The 21,640-nt window shown below is 42.2% G+C and carries 16 protein-coding genes; 7 read left to right on the top strand and 9 right to left on the bottom strand.

The window, feature by feature from the left end; all coding sequences use genetic code 11:
- Positions 1-10 precede the first annotated feature (10 nt).
- The 7 genes from AC1RJ8_RS06470 to AC1RJ8_RS06500 all read right to left on the bottom strand — a co-directional run bounded on the left by AC1RJ8_RS06470 (position 11) and on the right by AC1RJ8_RS06500 (position 10,201).
- Complete coding sequence (locus AC1RJ8_RS06470) at positions 11-3,250, bottom strand: TonB-dependent receptor (protein WP_492953089.1); 3,240 nt, start codon at positions 3,248-3,250, stop codon at positions 11-13.
- 290 nt (positions 3,251-3,540) lie between these two features.
- The gene (locus AC1RJ8_RS06475; protein WP_492953088.1) at positions 3,541-4,455 is read right to left on the bottom strand and encodes a FecR family protein; all 915 of its coding nucleotides are present in this window, start codon (positions 4,453-4,455) and stop codon (positions 3,541-3,543) included.
- Between the two features lie 149 nt (positions 4,456-4,604).
- Complete coding sequence (locus tag AC1RJ8_RS06480) at positions 4,605-5,180, bottom strand: sigma-70 family RNA polymerase sigma factor (protein ID WP_492953087.1); 576 nt, start codon at positions 5,178-5,180, stop codon at positions 4,605-4,607.
- A 124-nt stretch (positions 5,181-5,304) separates the two neighbouring features.
- Positions 5,305-6,030 (bottom strand): dioxygenase family protein, encoded by a 726-nt coding sequence (locus tag AC1RJ8_RS06485; RefSeq protein WP_492953086.1) that lies wholly within the window; start codon positions 6,028-6,030, stop codon positions 5,305-5,307.
- A gap of 48 nt (positions 6,031-6,078) precedes the next feature.
- Complete coding sequence (locus AC1RJ8_RS06490; protein ID WP_492953085.1) at positions 6,079-8,175, bottom strand: xanthine dehydrogenase family protein molybdopterin-binding subunit; 2,097 nt, start codon at positions 8,173-8,175, stop codon at positions 6,079-6,081.
- A complete protein-coding gene (locus AC1RJ8_RS06495; RefSeq protein ID WP_492953084.1) occupies positions 8,172-8,645 on the bottom strand; it encodes a (2Fe-2S)-binding protein in 474 nt (157 codons plus the stop codon). The genes AC1RJ8_RS06490 and AC1RJ8_RS06495 overlap by 4 nt, the downstream gene beginning before the upstream one ends.
- Before the next feature lie 314 nt (positions 8,646-8,959).
- Positions 8,960-10,201: a PQQ-dependent sugar dehydrogenase gene (locus tag AC1RJ8_RS06500; RefSeq protein ID WP_492953083.1), complete on the bottom strand. Its 1,242-nt coding sequence runs from the start codon at positions 10,199-10,201 to the stop codon at positions 8,960-8,962.
- Between the two features lie 1,159 nt (positions 10,202-11,360).
- Here AC1RJ8_RS06500 and AC1RJ8_RS06505 point away from each other — a divergent pair.
- The 3 genes from AC1RJ8_RS06505 to AC1RJ8_RS06515 are packed head-to-tail and all read left to right on the top strand — an operon-like array spanning position 11,361 to position 14,638.
- A complete protein-coding gene (locus AC1RJ8_RS06505; RefSeq protein ID WP_492953082.1) occupies positions 11,361-11,834 on the top strand; it encodes a (2Fe-2S)-binding protein in 474 nt (157 codons plus the stop codon).
- Positions 11,827-13,971: a xanthine dehydrogenase family protein molybdopterin-binding subunit gene (locus tag AC1RJ8_RS06510; RefSeq protein WP_492953081.1), complete on the top strand. Its 2,145-nt coding sequence runs from the start codon at positions 11,827-11,829 to the stop codon at positions 13,969-13,971. Before AC1RJ8_RS06505 ends, AC1RJ8_RS06510 begins: the two co-directional genes overlap by 8 nt.
- A 1-nt stretch (position 13,972) precedes the next feature.
- Positions 13,973-14,638, top strand: coding sequence for a hypothetical protein (locus AC1RJ8_RS06515; RefSeq protein WP_492953080.1), 666 nt, complete (start codon positions 13,973-13,975; stop codon positions 14,636-14,638).
- A 446-nt stretch (positions 14,639-15,084) separates the two neighbouring features.
- Here AC1RJ8_RS06515 and AC1RJ8_RS06520 read toward each other — a convergent pair whose 3' ends face one another.
- Together AC1RJ8_RS06520 and AC1RJ8_RS06525 are read right to left on the bottom strand one after the other, a co-directional pair.
- On the bottom strand, positions 15,085-15,618 hold the full coding sequence (locus tag AC1RJ8_RS06520) for a hypothetical protein (protein WP_492953079.1): 534 nt from the start codon (positions 15,616-15,618) through the stop codon (positions 15,085-15,087).
- Positions 15,619-16,249: 631 nt separating this feature from the next.
- Complete coding sequence (locus AC1RJ8_RS06525) at positions 16,250-17,131, bottom strand: AraC family transcriptional regulator (RefSeq protein WP_492953078.1); 882 nt, start codon at positions 17,129-17,131, stop codon at positions 16,250-16,252.
- A gap of 560 nt (positions 17,132-17,691) precedes the next feature.
- Between AC1RJ8_RS06525 and AC1RJ8_RS06530 the strand changes: the two genes are divergently transcribed.
- From AC1RJ8_RS06530 to AC1RJ8_RS06545, 4 genes are read left to right on the top strand one after another with little or no spacing between them, the layout of a single operon-like run.
- On the top strand, positions 17,692-18,795 hold the full coding sequence (locus AC1RJ8_RS06530; RefSeq protein WP_492953077.1) for an XdhC family protein: 1,104 nt from the start codon (positions 17,692-17,694) through the stop codon (positions 18,793-18,795).
- Positions 18,796-18,809: 14 nt separating this feature from the next.
- On the top strand, positions 18,810-19,397 hold the full coding sequence (locus tag AC1RJ8_RS06535; RefSeq protein ID WP_492953076.1) for a nucleotidyltransferase family protein: 588 nt from the start codon (positions 18,810-18,812) through the stop codon (positions 19,395-19,397).
- Positions 19,394-20,374 carry a GTP 3',8-cyclase MoaA gene (moaA, locus tag AC1RJ8_RS06540; protein ID WP_492953075.1) on the top strand — a complete coding sequence of 327 codons (981 nt, stop codon included), beginning with the start codon at positions 19,394-19,396 and terminating at the stop codon, positions 20,372-20,374. The genes AC1RJ8_RS06535 and moaA overlap by 4 nt, the downstream gene beginning before the upstream one ends.
- Positions 20,374-21,552, top strand: a complete 1,179-nt coding sequence (locus AC1RJ8_RS06545; protein ID WP_492953074.1) for a molybdopterin molybdotransferase MoeA — start codon at positions 20,374-20,376, stop codon at positions 21,550-21,552. The genes moaA and AC1RJ8_RS06545 overlap by 1 nt, the downstream gene beginning before the upstream one ends.
- The last annotated feature ends 88 nt before the right edge of the window (positions 21,553-21,640 follow it).

The following is a 21,640-nucleotide window of genomic DNA, read 5'->3' on the forward strand; positions in this document are numbered from 1 at the left end:
GATTTTTTAATTAAAATGTACACTGAAGTCCGGCTGTTATAGTTCTTAAGGGTGGTGTGCCTATGCCCTGTGATTCAGGATCATAACCATCATACTTGGTTATGGTGAACAGATTCTGTCCTTGTACATAGATTCTAAAGTTTTGCGCACTGATCTTGGAGATCCATTTTGCAGGAAGCGCATAAGACAAGCTTGCGTTTTTCATTCTGATGAATGACGCGTCTACGAAAGATGCATCTGACACCGTATAGTTACTATATGCAGTGTAGGCTGCCCTTCCGGCCGGCGTATTGGTCACTGCTGTAACCAGCTGATCTTGCGAACCCAATGCCAGGTAGTCATTGACAACGCTTGCCGCGGCATTGTATCCAAATCCCGGCGGATAGAATGAAGATCCAAGCAAACTCCTGCCTTTTTGTTTGACAAACTGAAAGGTAAAATCGAGGTTAAATCCCTTATAAGTAATTGAATTGGTAAGTCCCCCGAAATATTGCGGATAAGTGGTACCAACATAATACCGGTCACCCGCACCAGTGGCGGCAAAACCGGCGCCAATCAATCCGTTTCCGTTTAAATCTGCGACAGTTGGTAAGCCGGTCGTGGGATTAATACCTGTAAATTGATACAGATAGGCTGAACTCGTGGGATTTCCAACCTGATATCTGGAATAGTAACTGGTTCTCTCGATTCCCGGATATGAGCGAAGCTTGTTTCTATTTTTGGAAATATTAAATGAAGAAGTCCAGGTGAAGATTTTGCTTCTAAAATTTGTGCTTGTTAATGAAAGTTCAATGCCTGAATTCTCAATAAGTGCAGGTAGATTTGACTGGTATCCTGAGAAACCTGATTGTGTACTTACAGGAAACGTCAGCAACTGATTATCTGTTCTGTTTCGATAAACCGAGCTTGTAAGGGACAACCGATCGTTAAAGAATCCCAGTTCCAAACCAATTTCAAGTTTTTTGGTTTGCTCCCAGCGAAACTCGTTGTTAGCCACTCTAGAGGGCTGAAGACCTGCTGAATTATTATAGATATATGGATTGTTGGTATAACTGTCGAAGTATTGATAGTTACCGATTTCATCATTTCCGATGATGCCAAAGCTACCTCTCAACTTCCCGAAGCTAAACCATTTGGTTTTGTCCTTAATGAACTTCTCTTCAGAAAATATCCAGGCTGCCCCTGCCGAACCAAAATTGCCAAACCGTCTATTGGGTCCGAATCGTGAGGAGCCGTCACGGCGAAATGAGAAGTTGGCGATGTAGCGGTTTAAAACATTGTAGGTGGCGCGACCGAAAATCGAGGCATACTTGAATTCTGATGAGGATGTGGTGTAAAGCCTGGTCCTTGCTGCCGCGATGTTACTTAGGAATTCATCAGAAAGAAAATCAGTTGCCGAAACATTGTAAGGCTGGTTTGATTGTTTGAACTGCCAGGAACCACCTGCTAAAATATCCAGATTGCCTTTCCACACGGGGAGCTTATAAGTCAATTGGGGTTCAAAAATGTAGTTATTGGTATAGGTATAACTTTCGTTCGCTGTACCGCTGGTCGGAACGGGAAATGCGTTCATATTCAATGAACTCAGCGGCCTCACATTTTTAACCCTGGAGTCGATCTTGCTATAGCCTATTGAAGTCTTGATGTCAAGCCCTTTCAAGATATTATACCTCAGATTGAGGCTGGTGAGAAAATTACTCGAACGTGCATCATTTGTCTGTTGAAGAAACGCCAGTGGATTGTTGAAAAAATTGATGGCGTACAGGCTACCGTTGGGATTATATAGTGGAAAATTAGGCGGTAGGCTGTAAGCATAGTTTGCTAAATCGGTAGCCGTTATGTTGTTTTGGTCTGCGGTATACAATGCTGAAAGTCCAAGTGAGAACCGCTGATCTGAGGAGATGTGGTTGACGTTCAAATTCGCGCCACCTCTTTTATAACCTTGCTCGCCTGGATACACATTACCTTCTTGATGGTAAGTTCCACTCAGGTAGAAATTTGTCCTGGCATCCCCCCCTGAAATGTTAGAGGTGATGTCGTGGGTCTTTGCCGTTTTTCCCAACAGGAATCTGGGAAAATCTGTATAGGCGTTCTGATCCCACACCAACAAATCAGGATCAAAAGTAGCATTTGGAGATGCAGTCGGATTGTTAGCATAACCCTTCCTTCTCAAAGCCAGGTATTGATCTGTTTTCAAAAGTTCAACGAAGTTGGGAACAACCGAGGCTCCTGTTGAGGCATTCACAGAAAACTGGGTTTTTCCGGCCCTACCTTTCTTGGTGGTGATCAAAACCACCCCGTTTGCGCCGCGTGAACCGTAAATGGCTGTCGCATCGGCGTCCTTAAGAACCTCGATACTTTCTATATCAGCAGGATTAATGATATTCATCGGACTTGTTTGGCCCTCTGCTGATTGAACGGCATCTGTGCCGGAGACTGCGGCAGTAATTGGTTCAGATAGAAATGGAACGCCATCCACAACATAAAATGGTCGGTTAACTCTGTCCAAAGAATTGGCTCCTCGTATGGATACATTCATACCAGCCCCCGGAAGGCCATTTGCCTGAACGATAGAAACCCCTGGCATTCTGCCCTGAAGCGCCTGAAGAACATTTGTTACTGGCTGCCTTTCGATTTCCTTGGCCGTAATGGATGCCTGGGAGCCTGTACTGGTTCGCCTGGTCGTGGTACCATATCCGATAACCAAAATCTCATCTAGTTTTGATGGATCAGGCTTCATCATAACATCTACGGTTCCTGCGGCGTTCACGGGAACGGCTTGTGTTTTGTAACCTATAAAAGAAAATTCAAGTATATTGCCCGCGTCTGAAACGCCGATGGCATAAATACCTTTGGAATTTGTAACAGTAGCTTGAAGCCCGTTTCTTACTTTGACAGACACGCCCGGCATGCCTTCATTATTTTCATCGGTAACCCTTCCCTCGATAACAAAAGGCTCTCTGGTTTGCGTTTTTCTAGATTGTGGGGTGAGCGTGCCTGATGGAGACCCTGGATTCGCTTTTATCAGGACAAACTGGTTTTTGAGTACTTCATAAGTCAAGTTATTCGCCGCCAGGAGGTTTTGTAAAATATCTTTAATGGGTGCGTCTTTAAAAGTTAAGTTTACCCCGGCTTTTTTGTTGACAAATTGATTGCTGTATACGAGCCTGAACGCGCCCTGATCAGCAAGCAGTTTGACTGCATCTTCAAGTTTTTGACCGGTAAAAGTGATGGATATGCGTTTATCCATCAGTTGGGCCTTAACCGGTGTCGCCCATGAAAACTGGAGGGCAAAGACTGCTATCAAAATTTGAATCAATGAAATCTTCATAATTTTCATCAAAATAGTGCGAAGATCACTGGGTTTCGCTGGTCGGGCAAAAAATCCGGCAACATGCCGAGAATTTAGGGCAGGGTTTAGCCCTACGAACATTTTTTTGTACATTTGTTTGGTTTTAGTTGATTTGAAAGGCTTCTAATTCTACGCAGCAGGGTGTTCGAGCACGCCTGCTGTATTTTTATATATGGTAATCTATTCCATTAATTGCAACCTCCTCCTGTAAGGGTCAATATATTGTCTGTTTTTGTATATTTTGCATTCAGCGCCGCAGCAACAAGGGACATAGTGTTTTCTAATGACTGATCAGTAAGATCTGCAGAAATAATACAGCCGGCGTATGCATCAGCATTAGCGTTGATGGTTACATCAAATTTTTTCTCTATTCTTTCTTTCACCGCAATAAACGGGGTATTGGAAAATCCCATGTCATACTCGGTTCCATTGAAAATACTTTTTTTGTTGTCCGCTCTGGCTACCATAACCTTGGGTGATGGTAGCTTTACACTGGCTTCCAATTCGTTACCGGAAGTGATGACCAGGGGAGCAGATTGCTGTACAGCTTTATTTTTAACATCTAAATTAAACACAGCAACTTTTCCGGTGAGGACGGTTAACTTAAACATGTTACTGTTTTCATTAATGTTGAAGCTTGTTCCTAAAACTCTTGCCATATACCTGTTGGTTTTTATGATAAACGGGTGTTTTTTATCTTTGGCAACCTCAAAAAGCGCTTCTCCTGAAAGAAGGACATTTCTGGTTGAGTCCTTAAAGGACTCCGGGTATTGTATCTGACTTTTCCCTTTTAACCAGACAATTGAACTGTCGGGAAGATATATTCTGATTACTTTTCCAGCTGTGGAAGTAACGGTTATCATAGTGGGTTGACCGCTACCTAAATTCAGGGAAAAGAAAAGGATAGTGCCCAATGCAAAAAACATTATCGCAGCGGCAGCAGCGTATTTAAGAAACGGATGAGTTTTAGGTTTACTTAAAGTTAAATTGCCTTTTACAGCGCTTAACATTTCATCGCGTAATTCCAATCTACTCCCCTCTTTGAGATCCCAGATCAATGGGGAATCACTAGTTAAGGAATACCATTCTTCCAATTGTTTCAATTCCTTTGGGGTGATCTCCTTTTTGTGGAGCCGCTCAATCAGAATTTCTATTTCTGCAGTATTTAGGTTTGGCATTTTTATGTTATTACAGCATATAGTCTGTAAAAAACTAAAATACCCTTGCTCAAAAATAAATAAAAAGAAAAATTTTAGAAAAAAAATGCATTTATAGATATAAATACCATCCGGAACCTTATTTTCAGAACTTTTAAGGCTTTAGTTAAGTGGCCCTCGACCGTTTTTTCATTGATTTGCAATCGTTCGGCAATTTCTCTTGAAGATAAACCTTCCTCCCTGCTTAATTTATAGACTAATCTGCATTTTGTGGGCAACTGTTCTACAACAACCTCTAATTGCCTTCTTAATTCATTAAAATCTAAAAGATAATCTGTTGTATTCTCGGCATTACCGACAAGAGATACATCATCCAAAGAAACTTCTCTGTTTCGCTTGCGCTCCAGCAATTTATCATATATCTTATATTTGAGGGCGGAGGAAATATAGGTCCTAAAAGTATAAGTAAGTTTTACGCCCCCTCTCCTGTTCCAGAGTTGAGTGAATACCTGCTGAACAACGTCTTTTGCATCATCTTGTGACTGAAGCTTTGAAAAGGCAACCTCCAAGAGAATTTCCCAATACCTATTGTATAACAAAGTGAAGGCACGATCGTGGTCATCCTGCATTAAGCCAAACAAAACTTCGTCAGATTCCTCACTCAGTACCATCAATATTGGTTTAAATATTCACGAATATAATAGCTAGGTTTTATTTAATTTACACAATCGATAAAAAAAGTGTATTACGTGGGCTAAAATGGAAGGTTTTAAGAATAAAAATATCGTACGCAATTTAGGATCGAATGTTTATATTGCAGTTAAGATCAAAACCGTCAACAAGGTCTCCGGTAACACTTGCAATCTCCACCCCTGACCGATCATCCGAAAATACCATATCTGCGTTGTTATAAGTATATCCAGCCATGCCCTTTCCATAGCCGTTTACCAGGGACAGGGCCGTGCCATTACCCTCGGGAAAAGCAATCTGGGTAATCACCATCGAGAGGCCGGCCGCGTTGTAGACATGAACATGTATATGAGTAGACCGGCCGGGGTACCATCCGGGAAAGATAGAATTGAATAGCACAGCGCCGGATGCATTTGTAGTTTGTCTGCCCCGCAAGAAATGTGCGTTTCTCAAATTTGCACTTTGCAAATTTGTCCCGCCGTACTCTGAATAATTCCCTTCCGCATCACAATGCCAGATGTCAACAATGGCTCCCTGTACTGGCGAGCAGTTGTTGTTTGCATTGCGGATATTGATCCTGATCCTCATTTCATGACCGGTTCTCCCGTCAGTGATGTTGCTCCTCACCAGACTATTCGGCACATTTGTAGGAAACGGGCCTTCTATCTCCGCAGGCGTTGCAATGCAATTGGCATTAGCGGAGGAGACCGTTCCCGGTGTACCCGTTCCGGAGGATTCAACATTAACTGATCCCTTTTTACAGGCATCAATAAAAACGGGAGTTGATATGGCGCCAATCAACAGGCTTTTTATAAAATTCTTTCTTTCCATGTTAGCTTATTATTTACAATAATAGTGTTCAGTGTGGGATAGTTATCGTTATAGATAGTCAATAAAAGGCATCTGCCGGATACGGTTGCCGGTGGCGGCGAAAATCGCATTGGCCAGGGCCGGTGCTGCAGGCGGCAGTCCCGGTTCTCCGAGGCCTGTCGGATTTTCCTGCGTATCAACAAACCTGACATCTATTTCCATAGGGGCCTGGTTCATCCTGAGCATTTGATAACTATGAAAGTTTCGTTCCGCTACAGCACCATCGATGAAAGTCGCCTTTGGGTACATCGCGTGAGATATACCATCGATAATCGCACCTTCAACCTGATTCTCCGCACCACTTAAATTGATCACCCTGCCGCAGTTCACCGCACAAAAAACCTTCATGATCTTAGGTTTTCCATCAATTAGCTTGACTTCAAAAACCTGAGCAGCATAAGATCCGAACGAGAACCAGGTCGAAAATCCCCGAAACACACCTTTTTTTTGTCTTCCCCAATTGCTCATGCTCGCCACCAGCTCTACCACACTCTTAAATTTGTGCGGGTCATACCCTAACTTCGCATAATCTTTGGAAATCGCCTGTTGAAAAATATCCAGCCTAAAAGCCACAGGGTCCTTTTTTAGCTTCACACAAATTTCGTCTATAAAACTCTCAGCTGCAAAAGCCAGCGTATTGGCTCCTGGCGCTCTCCACCATCCCGTCGGGATATTGGTTTTCAGAACATGGGTTTTAGTACTATAATTCTCCAAAACCCCGGCTATGTAGCTGTCACCTCGGATTCCGGCCATTCCTGCCGCAGACTGATGCCAGGATAAGAGACTGTCAGCTGAAAGTTCTGCACGGTAGCGGAACATTTCGGTAGGCCTAAAGAAATCATTCTGCATATCATCTTCCCGGCTCCATTGAACCTGCACTGCGCATTTTGCTGCTGCTGAAATCAGCGCGGCCTCAACTGCACTGTCGGTCATCAGCTTTCTTCCAAAACCACCACCTTGGCGCGGAACACCTACACGAATCTTTTCCTCGGGAATGCCCAGAAGCCTGGACACCTCACTTCGAACCTGTGCAGGAACCTGCGTTGGGCCGTATAGGTCAGCCTCACCCGCTTTTACCTCGGCGAAGAAGTTGAGCGGTTCCATTTGTCCATGTGATAGCGAGGGCAGCTTATAGGTAACGTCCAAAACATTGACTAGCCCTTTGCTTTCATTCCCGGAGTTTTGCTTGCTAATTGGCTGCTGTTGAATTCCCTTGTCAATTAATGATTCCAGGAGCGCAAAATGTTCTGCGGTACTTTCAAGTTTTTGTGAATTGTTCCAGGTGAGCTTAAGCGCTTCACGACCTTTTTTTGCTGCCCAGGTGGACGTTGCCAGCACCGCGACCGCATTTTTTAGTCTTACTACTTTTTTGACGCCATTTACTTCAAGGGTGGCCCTATCATCGAACGCTGCAAGGGATTTTCCATAGGCAGGGGCGCGTGCAACCATCGCGTATAACATTCCCGCCTTTCGGGTGTCGATGCCAAAAAGTGGTACTCCTGTTGCGATTTTAAAAGCATCGGCATCAGCAATCCGGGTGCCTATTAACTTAAAATCCTTCGGATCTTTAAGTAATGGATTTATTGGGACTTCCAGTTTTGATGCTACACCTGCTAAATCCCCATAAGAAAGTATTTTAGATGTAGGCCTATGGACAACCTTTCCGTTCTCCGCCAGACATTCCTTAACAGACACGCCCCAGGTTTGGGCCGCCGCTGAGACAAGCATTTCCCGGGCGACAGCGCCAACTGTACGTAGGGCGGAATATCTTCCTCTGACAGAACCGCTTCCCCCAGCTGTCTGACGGCCAAGCCTTGCATCAAGTGGTGCAAGTTCAACGTTTACATCCTTCCATTGAACGCAGAGTTCCTCTGCGATGATCATTGCCAATGAGGTTTTTACCCCTTGACCGATTTCTGGATTCGGTGCCAAAAGAAGGATCTGACCACTGGGATTTATCCGGATATAACCATTAGGTAGAAATTCGGCGAAACCAGCGTCATCAGCTTTGACGATTTCGCCCAGACCAGAAAGCCCCAGCAAGAGACCTCCGCCTGAAATTGCAGATGCTTTTAAGAAAATCCGCCTTGAGATTGTTGGTTTCATGATGATTGTCTTTTGTTTTTTTGAGCGGCGAGTTGAATGGCTTTTCGTATTCGTATGTATGTTCCGCACCGGCATATGTTCCCGGACATTGCATGATCAATGTCGTGAACAGAAGGATTGGGGTTTTCTTTGAGCAGAACTGCTGCTGACATTATCTGTCCGGCCTGACAGTAACCACATTGTGCAACATCTACTTCCTGCCAGGCCAGTTGGAGGGGATGTTTACCATCCGGACTTAATCCTTCTATGGTTACCACTTTTTTCCCTCCGAGGCTAGAAACAGGCAAGATGCATGAGCGCACGGCCTCACCGTTGACATGAACTGTACAGGCTCCGCATTGGGCAACTCCGCAACCGAATTTAGTACCCAAAAGATTTAATTGATCGCGTAGTACCCAAAGCAGTGGTGTATCTGCATCCGCTTCTGTTTCAAAAGCATTACCATTTACTATTAAAGTATATTTAGGCATTATTATTAAGATATTTGTAGTAAATAAATCGAAAAAAACTCAAGTTATTTTTCATTTGCAAAAGTATGCAGGGAAAGGATGGGCAATAAATTTTGGTTTTCAGCAACACTATATTTGATGAATGTTTACGGCTTGTTCTTTCGTCCATTACAGCACTGATTATCTAATTGTCTGATTTTGACAGGCTCTGCTTTTACAAAAAATTGCATTTTTGAAAATCATCCCTGCGCACACGGTTAAAAAAACCAGTGCATACAAAAGCATCAAATTTTTAAAGAAGAGCAACCTAATTTTCCTCAATTTCATTTCTATAGCTATTGTCTGTCTATCCTGTATAATCTCCCTGCATCCGTAACCGCATACAAAGCCTGGTCAGCGCCTTGGGTAATATCCCGAAATCTTTGATTTTCCCCAGCAAGCAATCTCTCTTCTCCTGTAACCCTGTTATTTTCTATAACCAACCTGACGATGTGCTGGCCGGATAAGGCGCCAATAAACAAATTATTTTGCCATTCGGGAATACGGCTTCCTGCATAAAATGTCATTCCGCTTGGGGAGATCACCGGATCCCAGTAATAAACAGGCTGTTCCAATCCATTTTGCTGTTGAATGCCGGCACCAATTCGTGCTCCATCGTATTCTATGCCGTAAGTAATCGTTGGCCAACCATAATTGGCGCCTGGGTTGACTCTGTTGATTTCATCTCCGCCTCTGGGACCATGCTCGCTCTGCCACAATTCACCTGTAACAGGATGCCGTGCCAAGCCTTGCGGATTTCGGTGGCCGATACTATACAATTCGGATAAAGCGCCAGCTTGGCTAAAGCCCGGGTTTCCAGCTGCCGGTACCCCATCTGTTGTGATTCTAACAATCTTCCCTAATGCCGCTGTGGTTGACTGAGCAAGTGGCCGGGTAGCTAAACCTGAACGCTCACCGGTACTTACCATGAGGTTTCCGGTTTGATCAAAAAGAATACGCCCGCCATAATGGGCGGTGCTGTTTGCGGCAGGACCTGCGCGATAAATTATTGAAACATTGGTCAAGCTGGTTTCATTTGCTGATAGCATACCCTTTGCTACCGAAGTTAGGGTTCCTCCTGCTACATTTTCGGAGAACACCCAATACACCATTCTATTGGTTGAAAAGTTCGGTGAGATGCATAAGCCTAACAATCCTCCCTGCCCGTTTGAATTAACTGGTGGAATACCGGTAATCGCGGCACTGACATTTCCAGTTTGCGTAACGATACGCATCGTCCCTTGTCTCTCGGTAATGAGAAAGCGACCATCGGGCAAACTTGTAATGCCCCATGGTGCATTTAAGGAAGCGGTAAGGATTCTGTTTTGAATGGGCGTACTTGTTCTTACTCCAGCAACTCTGGTCTGCCCTGCAAAAGCAGAACGATAAGTGGTATTGGCCTGACCCGTCTCTACAGCAGTTGGGGACGGCGGATTCACAGGACCTGGATCTATGGGATCATCGTTGTCTCCCTTTGAACAGCTTAAAAAACAAGTTACCAAAGTTGTAATAACTAATAATCGAATGTTATCTCTCATATATTTAAGTTTATATTATTAGAATGAACAAGTGCTGCCGTTGCAGTAGGGAATTTCAGTGTACTTTTAGCAGCGCAACTTCTAAATCGGAATATGTTTAGAACATGCTGTACCAGTCGCTCGCTATCTCGCCCCTCAGGTCAGAACCCAAAATAATCTACATTTTTCGGCCTTATTTCTGATAATCAAAGTTAATCAACGACATTCAGGTGAGGATTATAATATTCAAACAGATGTGTAAGAAAATCAAATAATCAACCTGCTCTCCAAGAAGGTTTCTGTTAAAACTTTGATATTTAGCCAAAATAAAAACCGCTAGTTCCCTTCGGTGATGTATGATAATGGAAAGACGAAAGCGAATTAATCAAAATGTTTACATCGATACAGGGCGCATTCGCATAAAGTTTAAACCTCTACAAAATATCTTATTTCCTTTCACAAGTCATCAATCACTTGCAGACGGTCTATCTCAAACTGAGGTGTTCAGTATATTTTTTGATTGTGCCGATATTTTTTATTCTGGTGACAAGGCGACTATTTAAAAGAGGTGGATTCTGAGGGTTTGATTTACAGGCAACTTGAAATGGAAACCTCATTGATGATTAAACTTTTCAGGAAGGGTCATAAAAAGAGTAAGGCGGAAAATCCATCCCGCCAAACCGTCATCTACCTATGAAAACTTTGTATATAAAAATCACTTAAATAAACTATGCTACAAAAATAATGGTCTATACAATGGACAGATAATAATTATCAAACAAATTATTAAGCATTTCAAACAAATTTTACTAATTTGAAGCAAATATCTCTTTAAGTGTAAAGCCTAGAAAGATGTTTGCACATTATGTGCGTCGGGGGCTTGGATCTTAAAACGATACATACACAATTCATTACGGCATAAATGATTGAAAAACTTAACATTTTATTTGATTTCCGTTAATTAAAAAACGATCCTCGGCATATCTTTGTAGGATAAATCCTTAATTTAGGGGTATAGAGGAATATTTATAGATTGAGCCTTCAGTTGGGCTATAGGGCCTCAATGCCGCTCTTTTAAAGTAGATCCATAAACTCCTATTCCAATTTTGAAAGGGAATTAGGAATGGGTATTAATCGTTCGAATCAGTTTTTTTTCAGCAAGCATTAATTATCAGAACATATGATAACACTAAACATCAATAAACGGTCGTATGAGGTAGAGGCCGATCCGGATATGCCCTTATTGTGGGCAATCCGGGATCTGGTAGGACTTACCGGCACTAAATTCGGATGTGGGGTAGCCCAGTGTGGGGCATGTACGGTACACCTCAACGGCGAGGCCGTTCGATCCTGCGTTACTAAGGTTTCAAGAGCTGTTGGACAGGAAATTGTGACCATTGAAGGCCTATCGGTCAATGAAGAACATGTCCTTCAAAAAGCGTGGGTTGAGCAGGATGTACCTCAATGTGGGTATTGCCAGTCAGGTCAATTAATGTCGGCTGCTGTATTACTCAGAGAGAATCCCTCTCCGAGTGATGAGGATATTGATATGGCGATGTCAGGTAATATTTGCAGATGTGGGACTTACCCAAAGATCAGATCGGCGATACATTTGGCAGCAAAAATGCAGCGGGAGGGCAAAAGTCATGAATAGACGCAAATTTATACAATCGGGAGCGCTCTTGGGCGGCGGATTACTGATTTCCTTTACCATTCCCCAGGCAAACAAACTGACGAACCTTTTGGGCAAAAATGAAGGGACTTTTAAGCCCAATGCTTTTCTCCAGATTGGATCGGACGACAGTATTCTGGTTTATCTGAGCCACGTCGAAATGGGCCAGGGCATTTGGACCACGCTTCCCATGCTGATCGCCGATGAGCTGGATGTTGATCTTGAGCGGATTATTATCAAACATGGAACAGCCGACAAAGCGTTCAACCATACCGGCTATGGAATCCAGATCACCGGAGGCTCATCCACCACATGGTCAGAATTCGATCGTTACCGCAATGCAGGTGCAACAGCGAGAACGCTATTGCTTCAGGCCGCCGCTGCAGCTTCCGGTGTTCCTTTGACTGAGTGCAAGACCGCCTCAGGTGTAGTGACCGCAGGCAACAAGCAGTATACCTATGGAGAGCTTGCCAATGCTTCTGCAAAACTTCCGGTACCTGAAAAAGTTTCGCTTCGTGCCGAGCAAAGCTGGAGATACATTGGCAAGGGAACCAAGCGCATGGATGCGAAGGTAAAGACCAATGGGCAGGCAGAGTATGGCATAGATATAAAATTACCCGGACTTCTGACAGCTGTTGTGGCACATGCGCCTGTTTTTGGCGGAAAGGTAAAGTCCTTTAATGCAGATCAGGCTAGGTTGGTTTCTGGGGTAAAAGAGGTTGTGCAAATCCCTACCGGAATTGCTGTATTGGCGGAGCATTACTGGGCGGCGATGCAAGGCAGAAAGGCGCTGAAAATCGAGTGGGAATCCGGTTCAGGGCAAAATCTGGATACTGTGACCCAGACTGCCGCCTACCGTAAGATCGCATCCAGGGATGGTTTGATCGTCCAGAAAAGAGGAAATGAAAAACTGCGCATGATGAAAGCAGATCGCATTTATAGTGCAGAATATGTATTTCCATATCTTGCTCATGCAGCGATGGAGCCTCTTAACTGTACGGTAAGTATAGATAAAGATATTTGTGAAATTTGGACCGGCACGCAGCTTCCTGGCGGCGAACAGGCGACTGCTGCAAAGATATTGGGTTTCAAACCTGACCAGGTTAAAATAAATGTTCCTTTTCTCGGTGGAGGCTTCGGGCGAAGAGCTACTCCTGCATCTGATTTTGTCAGTGAGGCAGTGCATATTGCAAAGGCTAGCGGTAAAAAGATTAAAATGGTCTGGAGCAGGGAAGATGATCTGAAGAGCGGCTATTATAGGCCTTTCTGCATACATAAGATAAAAATTGGTACCGACGAAAACGGACATCCTATCGCATGGAATCACAATATCGTAAGCCAGTCCATTATGGCAGATGCAACGGCTTTATTTGGACCTGCTCCACCGGTTGATGATACAAGTGTAGAGGGTGTTAAGGGTTCCCCGTACCTATCAGGTATAAATGATCATTTTGTCGGCCTTCATACTACAAAAGAAGTTGTTCCTGTACTTTGGTACCGTTCAGTTGGCGGCACACACACTGGTTATGTCATGGAGACATTAATCGATGAGCTGGCCCACAAAGCTGGACGGGATCCCTTGGCATACAGACAGGAATTACTGAAAGACCATCCTAGACACCTTGCTGCATTAAATTTGGTAGCCGCTAAAGGAAAATGGAATGAATCACTTGCCAAAGGCCAATTCAAGGGAATTGCCGTACATGAGGCATTTGGAAGCTACGTGGCCATAATTGCCCGGATAAGTATTATTGATCATGCAGTAAAAGTGCACCAGATCGACTGCGCTATTGATTGCGGCCTGGCTGTGAATCCAGATGGTGTTAAGGCCCAGATGGAAAGCGGAATTATTTTCGGTCAAAGTATGGCTGTTTATGGTGAGCTGACCATCAAGGGAGGTGTGCTGCAACAGAACAATTTCTACGATTACAGAATTACCAGAATGCACGAGGCCCCGAAAATCAACGTTTTTATTGTGGAAAGCAGAGAAAAAATGGGAGGAGCTGGAGAATGTGCTGTACCGCCCACTGCCCCTGCGATAGCAAACGCAATTTTTGCGGCAACCGGCATGCGCATATATGACCTACCTTTTATAAACTACAAGTTGAAAAATATCTAATATGGAAGCAAATAAAATGAAAATTAAAAAGAGTAGCATGAATCGATATGGCACCTTTATTGCCATAGCACTAATATTTAGCGGGCTTGTTTCCTTATCATCTAAGAGCGAGAAACACGTCTTTATAGTTCCCATGAACGCTAAAAATGACAGTATCGCTTCAAGAAAAGCTTTTATGGAAGCTTATGCGGTTTTGAAACATCCAAGATGTATGAACTGCCATCCTTCAGGAGATGTTCCATTGCAGGGTGATGATAGCCATATCCATACTATGCTTCCGCAGCGAGGGCTTGAGGGCAAAGGTGTTTATGCAATGAAATGTAAAAATTGTCACCAGGATACAAACACGCCCGGACTCCATACGCCACCCGGCAACCCAAATTGGCACCTTCCTCCGGCAAATATGAAGATGGTATTTCAGGGCAAGTCTCCACGTGAACTGGCCGTCCAGTTATTGAATCCAAAAACAAATGGTGGAAAAACCAAACAACAGCTGATTGATCACGTCACTTCAGATAGTCTGGTTTTGGGTGGCTGGAATCCTGGTGAAGGCCGAACACTTCCTCCAGTAAGTCATCAATCTTTTGCAGCATCCTTCAAAAAATGGATAGAAACTGGTGCATATATTCCAACTGAGAAATCATCAGTAAGGAAAAAGTCGAAATAAGTTTAGTCCCTAAAACCAAACAGCGGATCATTCTTGTCTTTTTTGAGATATATGTAAATTTGGAAACATATTTTTTTTCAGCGGCTGAACATCAGATATCATCTATAAACTGGTAAATTTATAGGTGATATCTGATGTCTTGTGTACTTGACAAGTGTAGTAACAGACCTGAGTAGAGCGTTTTAAGTAACGAAAATTATATATCAAAACTTATTTCGCCCAGGGCATTCGGTTTGCAGATCACCCTTACCCCACCGTCTATTGATATTAGTTGGTTTATGATAAAATTACTGCGGGGGACTTTTGGAGAAGACAATTATCATCCAATGGCATTCGACAGCTACGGGCACATACTGCCACAATGCTAAATGCCGGAGGCGTATTTTCCCCATTTAATGATTTCATCACCTGACAACAATTTTTCGGTCGCAATATAATCTGATTGATCAGTTTAAGGAATATATATAGTTATCACAAATTTGTTTGCTTACCTTCCCAGGCGTACCGGATGATGATTGTAATGCGGCTGATTTATCGAAATTTTTAATGGAAAAGTGAATGAGCAGAAAAATCAACTGTTGAAGGTACTCTTTCTTGAATTTGTATTGACAGCTATTAATAGACTCAATTTTATCTACCATCAACTCATATTCAATATTTTGCGAAACAGAAAGCAATAACGTTTGGTGAATGGGTAATCTACCAAACGCCGAGTTCATAAATTCGAAATGGCGCTCAGAGAAGAAATCCTTTTCCAGCATAATGGACTTATAGAACGGAAAACCTCTTTGCAGACTGGCATTACTATCGCCCTGATGAGAAGTGATATATAAATAGTTGCAATCCTTTGCATCAACAAAGTGCGTAAAACTTAACCAACACCGCTTATCATCATATGCTGAAAACATACCACTCCCCGCATGAATGCTTAGTCCATGGTCCGGTAAATACAAATTAGATTCTCTGACTTTCTCAGGCATTATTTTTTTTATTAAGCGTTTGATAAATAATCTCATCTATTTTTGTGGCATTAGCGGTTAAAGCGAACAAATATTGTTTATAAAACTTAATATTCAGAACACGATTCTTTAAGTCTCGCACTAATCTACCAAAGGGCATATTTAGAATCTGACGACTCCTCTTTTATAAGTATCAGAATCTCTTCAAGAAATATCATTATACAAAATTAACCGGTAAAAGATAAGGTCAATAAAGAAAATCAAACCAAAGATTAAGCTTTTCAAATGTATTTCCATTGAGCTGTGATCGTGGGATGAATAGCGTCTGGATTCCTTACCTGCCGCAGTAATTTTTATGTCCATATAAAGGTCGCTTATTATAAAAAAGAAAACCGAGATCTTCATCCCGGCTCGCTACCTAACCCATATACATCATTTGTGCCTGTATAAGCTTTTAAAGTTCTGGTGAATCATTTTAAACAAATTTGCAAAGATTCCTACTGTAAGGATAATGATTAACAAACAAATACTTAAGCATTTCAAATATTTTAACCGGTTCGACTAGGTGTAATGACACAGGCGCAACGTCGATTGATGAGCATATTGACACATACCTCAGCGAATCCTTTGGACATCAACCGTAAATACGTGATTAAACAGGCATTTCCCGAAATGTTGTTGGATTGATTCCGGTTTGCTTCTTAAAATAATTATTGAAATAGGTCGGGTAATCGAATCCGAGGCTAAAGGCTATTTCGGCTACACTCCAATCTGTGTGCCTTAGCAAAGCCTTCGCCTCTGTAACGATCCGCTCAATGATGTGCGTAGTGGTTGATTTCCCGGTAGCCTCCCTCATCGATCGGTTGAGATGATTGACATGAATGGCCAGGTTCTCAGCAAAATCGTTAGCGTTTCTTAACCTAAGTGGATCATTTGGCGATTCTATTGGAAACTGCCGTTCAAGGAGTTCCAGAAATAGCGAGGCTACTCTTGACGATCCTTTATTGGGCGTTTTGTAATTAGAGGAGGGCTCCATCCTAAGCGCTTCATGAATAATAAGATTAACATAATTTCGGGCTAGATCATCACGATATAAATAGTCAGCGGTATAGCCCCTGATCAATTTCTCCATTATATCGATAATTGGATCTGCCTGTTCCTGACTAAGGTTAAAAATAGGGGTACCACCAATCTTGAATAATGGAGATTGTTGGAGGCTTTCTGAATTATTGTTTGTTTTTAGAAACTCTTCAGTAAATAGACAGGAATAGGCCTTAACTTTCGCAATGTCCTCCCATGCATATGGAATACGTGGCGTGCCAAAAAATAGAGTTATGCCTTCCGTATGAATCGAGCGATCTGCATATTCTATAATACATTCTCCGATGTAGAGACAAATTTTATAGAAATCTTTACGGCTATAGGTAGTCATCGCACTATCAGATGCTAACGAGCACTGAACGTTAAACCCACGGCTTTTACTGATGTGAGTGTCATTTACATCCAGGCTTGAGTAAGAAACCATTTTTTTCATAAACGAAATTAAGAATTTCAAACAATATTAAAACATTCTTTCTCCCAAAATTTAACTATAAAAATAACTAATGCTGTCCTTAGCGTCAATAAATGAATTACACGGGGTTTATTAACTTGTTTTACACGAATCACAGTCCTTGTATAAAAACAATAATTATTTTGCCCCGGATCTCGTGGCTTTACTATTTTAATCCTTTACAACAAGCAAATCTATTTGTAAAAAAAAGGCGGCAAAGATTCGTTTAGCTTGAAATCAGGCTGATGAAAATATTTGATATTCTTAATCAATTCTTTGAATTTCGTTAGCGCAACAAATTTTATATCTGGATATTTGTTTGTAAAATAATCATACTGCCACTTATAAAATAGGACATCAGCCCTGTAATGAGTATAGAAAATTTAAGGGCGCATTCTCTTGGCAAGATAGATAAGAGATAGAATCACTTCGCTTCAACCATTGGAAAACCGAAAATGATAACGATGACCTTTAACTGGGTTGCAATAAACACTTCTTCGAAGAAAAAGGATTGATTTTGCATTTGGGTAACTTAACATAGCATGAAAGAAATACAGGATATCATCAAAGCATACCGACAAGCTGTTTCTGAAAATAGAAAAACTGCATTGGCTACGGTGGTAAAGGTGGATGGCTCATCTTACCGGCGTGCCGGAGCGAGAATGTTGGTTACTGATGAGGGCGTTCTAACCGGAGCAATAAGTGGGGGATGTTTAGAGGGGGATGCTTTGCGAAAAGCGCTTTCGGTAATTCATGCCGGGGAAAACCGGTTGGTGACTTATGACACCACTGATGAGGATGATGCCAAGTTCGGGGTTCAATTGGGCTGTAACGGCATCGTCCATATACTCTTCGAGCCCATTGATCCCACCAGCAAGAATACTCCGATTTCCATTCTTGAATGGACATCTCGATTCCGGGAAAATGCAGCAATTGCGGTACTTTTTTCACTAGAGAACAAGCATCAGATTGGAACCTACCTTGCTCTAAAATCCTGGGATGAGTATAAGTTGGTGATATTGAATGCACCTGAAGGATTAAAAACGGATCTTCAGATTGTCCTGGATGGGAAGCGTTCATTCTTTAAAGATTATTTATCCGATGAAGGAGAAAAAATAAGTGCGTTTTTAGAATTTCTACCTCCGCCCATTTCGATAATAATCGTTGGGGGAGGCAATGATGCACAGCCACTTTCGCAAATTGCCCATTTAATCGGATGGAATGTGGTGGTCGTTGATGGCCGTCCTACACATGCAACACCCCAGCGATTTCCTGAAGCAGATCAGGTTCTTGTTGCAAAGCCGGAAAAGGTCCTTTCTCAGCTGGCAATCGATAAAAGGAGCGCCTTCGTTTTAATGACACATAACTACAACTATGACCTGGCCATACTCAGTCAACTCCTGAGCATTGATACCGGATATATCGGAACACTGGGGCCTAAAAGCAAATTAATAAGGATGCTCAACGAAATCTCTTCGAATAACCAGGATAATATTGACCGGATACACGGACCGATAGGACTGGATATTGGCGCGGAGACTCCAGAGGAAATAGCAATATCAATCATTGCGGAAATCAAAACAGTATTTTCCTCAAGATCAGCCAGTAAATTAAAAGAGAAAATGAGTTCGATTCATTCAATTTAGAAAAAAGCATAATTATGCAAACGGGTATCATCATTCTATCTGCAGGTAATTCGGGTCGGCTCGGTCACCCAAAACAGCTACTAAAGATCAAGGGAAAAACGCTTATTCAGGTGGCTGTTGATGCGGCACTGGCAACCGGGTTCTCTCCTTTACTTGTCGTTCTCGGCACCTATGCAGCAGAAATTTCTGTATTCTTACCAAAAAGCATAATTACCATAATTAATGAATCATGGGTGGACGGAATCTCGTCCAGTATAGCAGTTGGTCTTTCCTCACTCCTTGAAAATTCCCCTGCCTTGGATAATGTAATTATTAGCGTTTCAGACCAGCCCCATATTTCATCATTAGTATTTGTTGCCTTGGTTGATAAATCCAAAGAAACAGGAAAAGGCATTATAGCAAGCAGTTATGAGAATATTAATGGTACCCCAGCATTATTTGATAAAAAATATTTTACTGCCTTGTGCTCACTTAAAGGCGATAGCGGCTCTAAACCAATATTAAAATCAAACCCCGAAGATTTAGAAAGTATTGAGTTCCCAAAGGGAAAGATTGATATAGACTACGATCAAGATTACAAAACACTAACAAAAAACCAATGATAAGAGACTCGTTTGGAAGAATACATGATTATCTGCGTATATCGCTGACAGATAACTGCAATTTTCGTTGCTTTTATTGCATGCCCGAGGAAGATCACGAATTTACAACTCAATCCAGGCTGATGCAAACTGATGAGATTATTGAGATAGCCAGGGTCTTAGTAGAACAAGGTGTAAAAAAAATAAGGCTTACCGGTGGAGAACCACTCGTACGCAAAGATGCAGCACAGATTATCTCTGCGCTTGGAAAGCTTCCGGTAGAACTTGTTATCACTACTAATGGTACCAGAATCGCCGAAATGTTTCCCGTTTTAAAAGAGGCTGGCATAAAAACGATTAATATTAGCCTGGATACACTGCAGCCTGAAAAATTTTTACTGATCACCCGCCGCGATGTCTTTCATCAGGTAAGGAGCAATATTGAGCTGTTACTACATGAGGGAATAAAGGTTAAAATCAATATGGTTGTGATGAAGGGGCTCAACGAAAATGAGATAAATGATTTTATCTATTGGACAAAACACAATTCCATTGAGGTTAGATTTATTGAATTTATGCCCTTTGAAGGAAATAGATGGACCAGTAACAAAATGTTTTCTTTACAAGAAATCCTTAGCGAGGTACAAAAAGATTATACCATACTTCCATTACTGGGAAGTCCGCACGATACGGCCAAACACTTTATGATACCAGGGCATCAGGGATCATTCGCTATAATCAGTACGATGACCGCGCCATTTTGCGGCACTTGCAACAGAATGAGGCTGACAGCAGATGGAAAGCTTAAAAACTGTCTATTCTCAAACGGAGAAACCGATTTGCTCGCACCATTAAGAAAAGGGGAAGCTATTTTACCCCTTATTTTGAGCTGCATTTGGGAGAAGAAAAAAGAACTCGGAGGACAGCTGTTAAGTCATTTCGAACAATTAGATCCCCGTGCGATAAATAATAGAAGTATGATATCAATAGGAGGATAATGCTCACAGTCACACAAGCAAAAACAACTGTTTCGCAATATGCCACACCGCTGAGCCCGGCAAGAATAGTCTTATCCCAAGCCTCGGGATTAGTCTTGGCAAGTGATGTATATTCGGCTTATGATATACCCGGTTTTCGGCAATCCTCTATGGATGGATATGCCATAAAGTATGATAAAAATGCCAAGAGCTATGAGTTAACTGGAGAAATGGCCGCTGGAATTACTACGCCAATGAATTTAAATCAGGGAGAGGCGATAAGAATATTTACCGGAGCGCCCCTTCCCGAGGATGCTGACACGGTGATCATGCAGGAAAAAATCAGCAGGGTTGATCAAAAAATCAGTTTTAACACTACGGGGGTTAAACTTGGTGATCACGTCCGTGAAAAGGGTTCGGAAATTAAAGCTGGGGAATTAGCCATGCAAATGGGAAATTTACTTGGCCCAGCTGCAATTGGATTTCTGGCAGGTATCGGCGTTACCGAGGTTGAGGTTTTCCCTAATCCAACTATTGGGATTATTTTAACAGGCAACGAATTACAAAAACCTGGAAAACCACTATCATTTGGCCAGGTTTATGAATCTAATTCCTATTCGTTAACTGCTGCGCTCGAAAATGAAGGGCTCAATCAGATTAATATATTTAATGCAAAAGATGATTTACAATTTCTAACAGGTGTCTTAACGGAGGCGTTGGCTATTCACGATGTAATTCTGTTAACAGGGGGAGTCAGTGTAGGCGAATATGACTTTGTGGTTCAGGCGACTGAAAAATGCGGGATTATTCAGAGATTCCATAAAATAAAACAAAAACCCGGAAAGCCGCTTTATTTTGGAACTATCGGCAAAAAGTTAATTTTTGGCCTACCGGGAAACCCTTCATCCGTGATGAGCTGTTATTACAACTATGTTTTACCGGCAATAAAGGCACTATCAAAAAAAGACAATAGCGCCAAGGAAATGTTTGCCCAGCTTGATCATGAAATTAAAAAACCCTTGGGTTTGACACACTTTTTAAAGGGTAGATATGATGAAGGCAAAGTGCAGGCCTTAAGCGCACAGGAATCCTATCGTTTACGATCTTTTGCTCAGGCTAACTGTTTAATCGTTTTAGATGAAGAGCGTCAGGAATTCTGGGCAGGAGAAATGGTCAGGATAATAAAGCTACCGCATTAACTATTTGTCAAAGTTTGATCATTTACCAATTCCTTTTTATCATTGAATTAGATTACCAATAGAAAAAAGAAAAAATCGCACAAGTTAC

It is taken from the genome of Pedobacter sp. GW822-FHT03F06 (assembly GCF_058801365.1).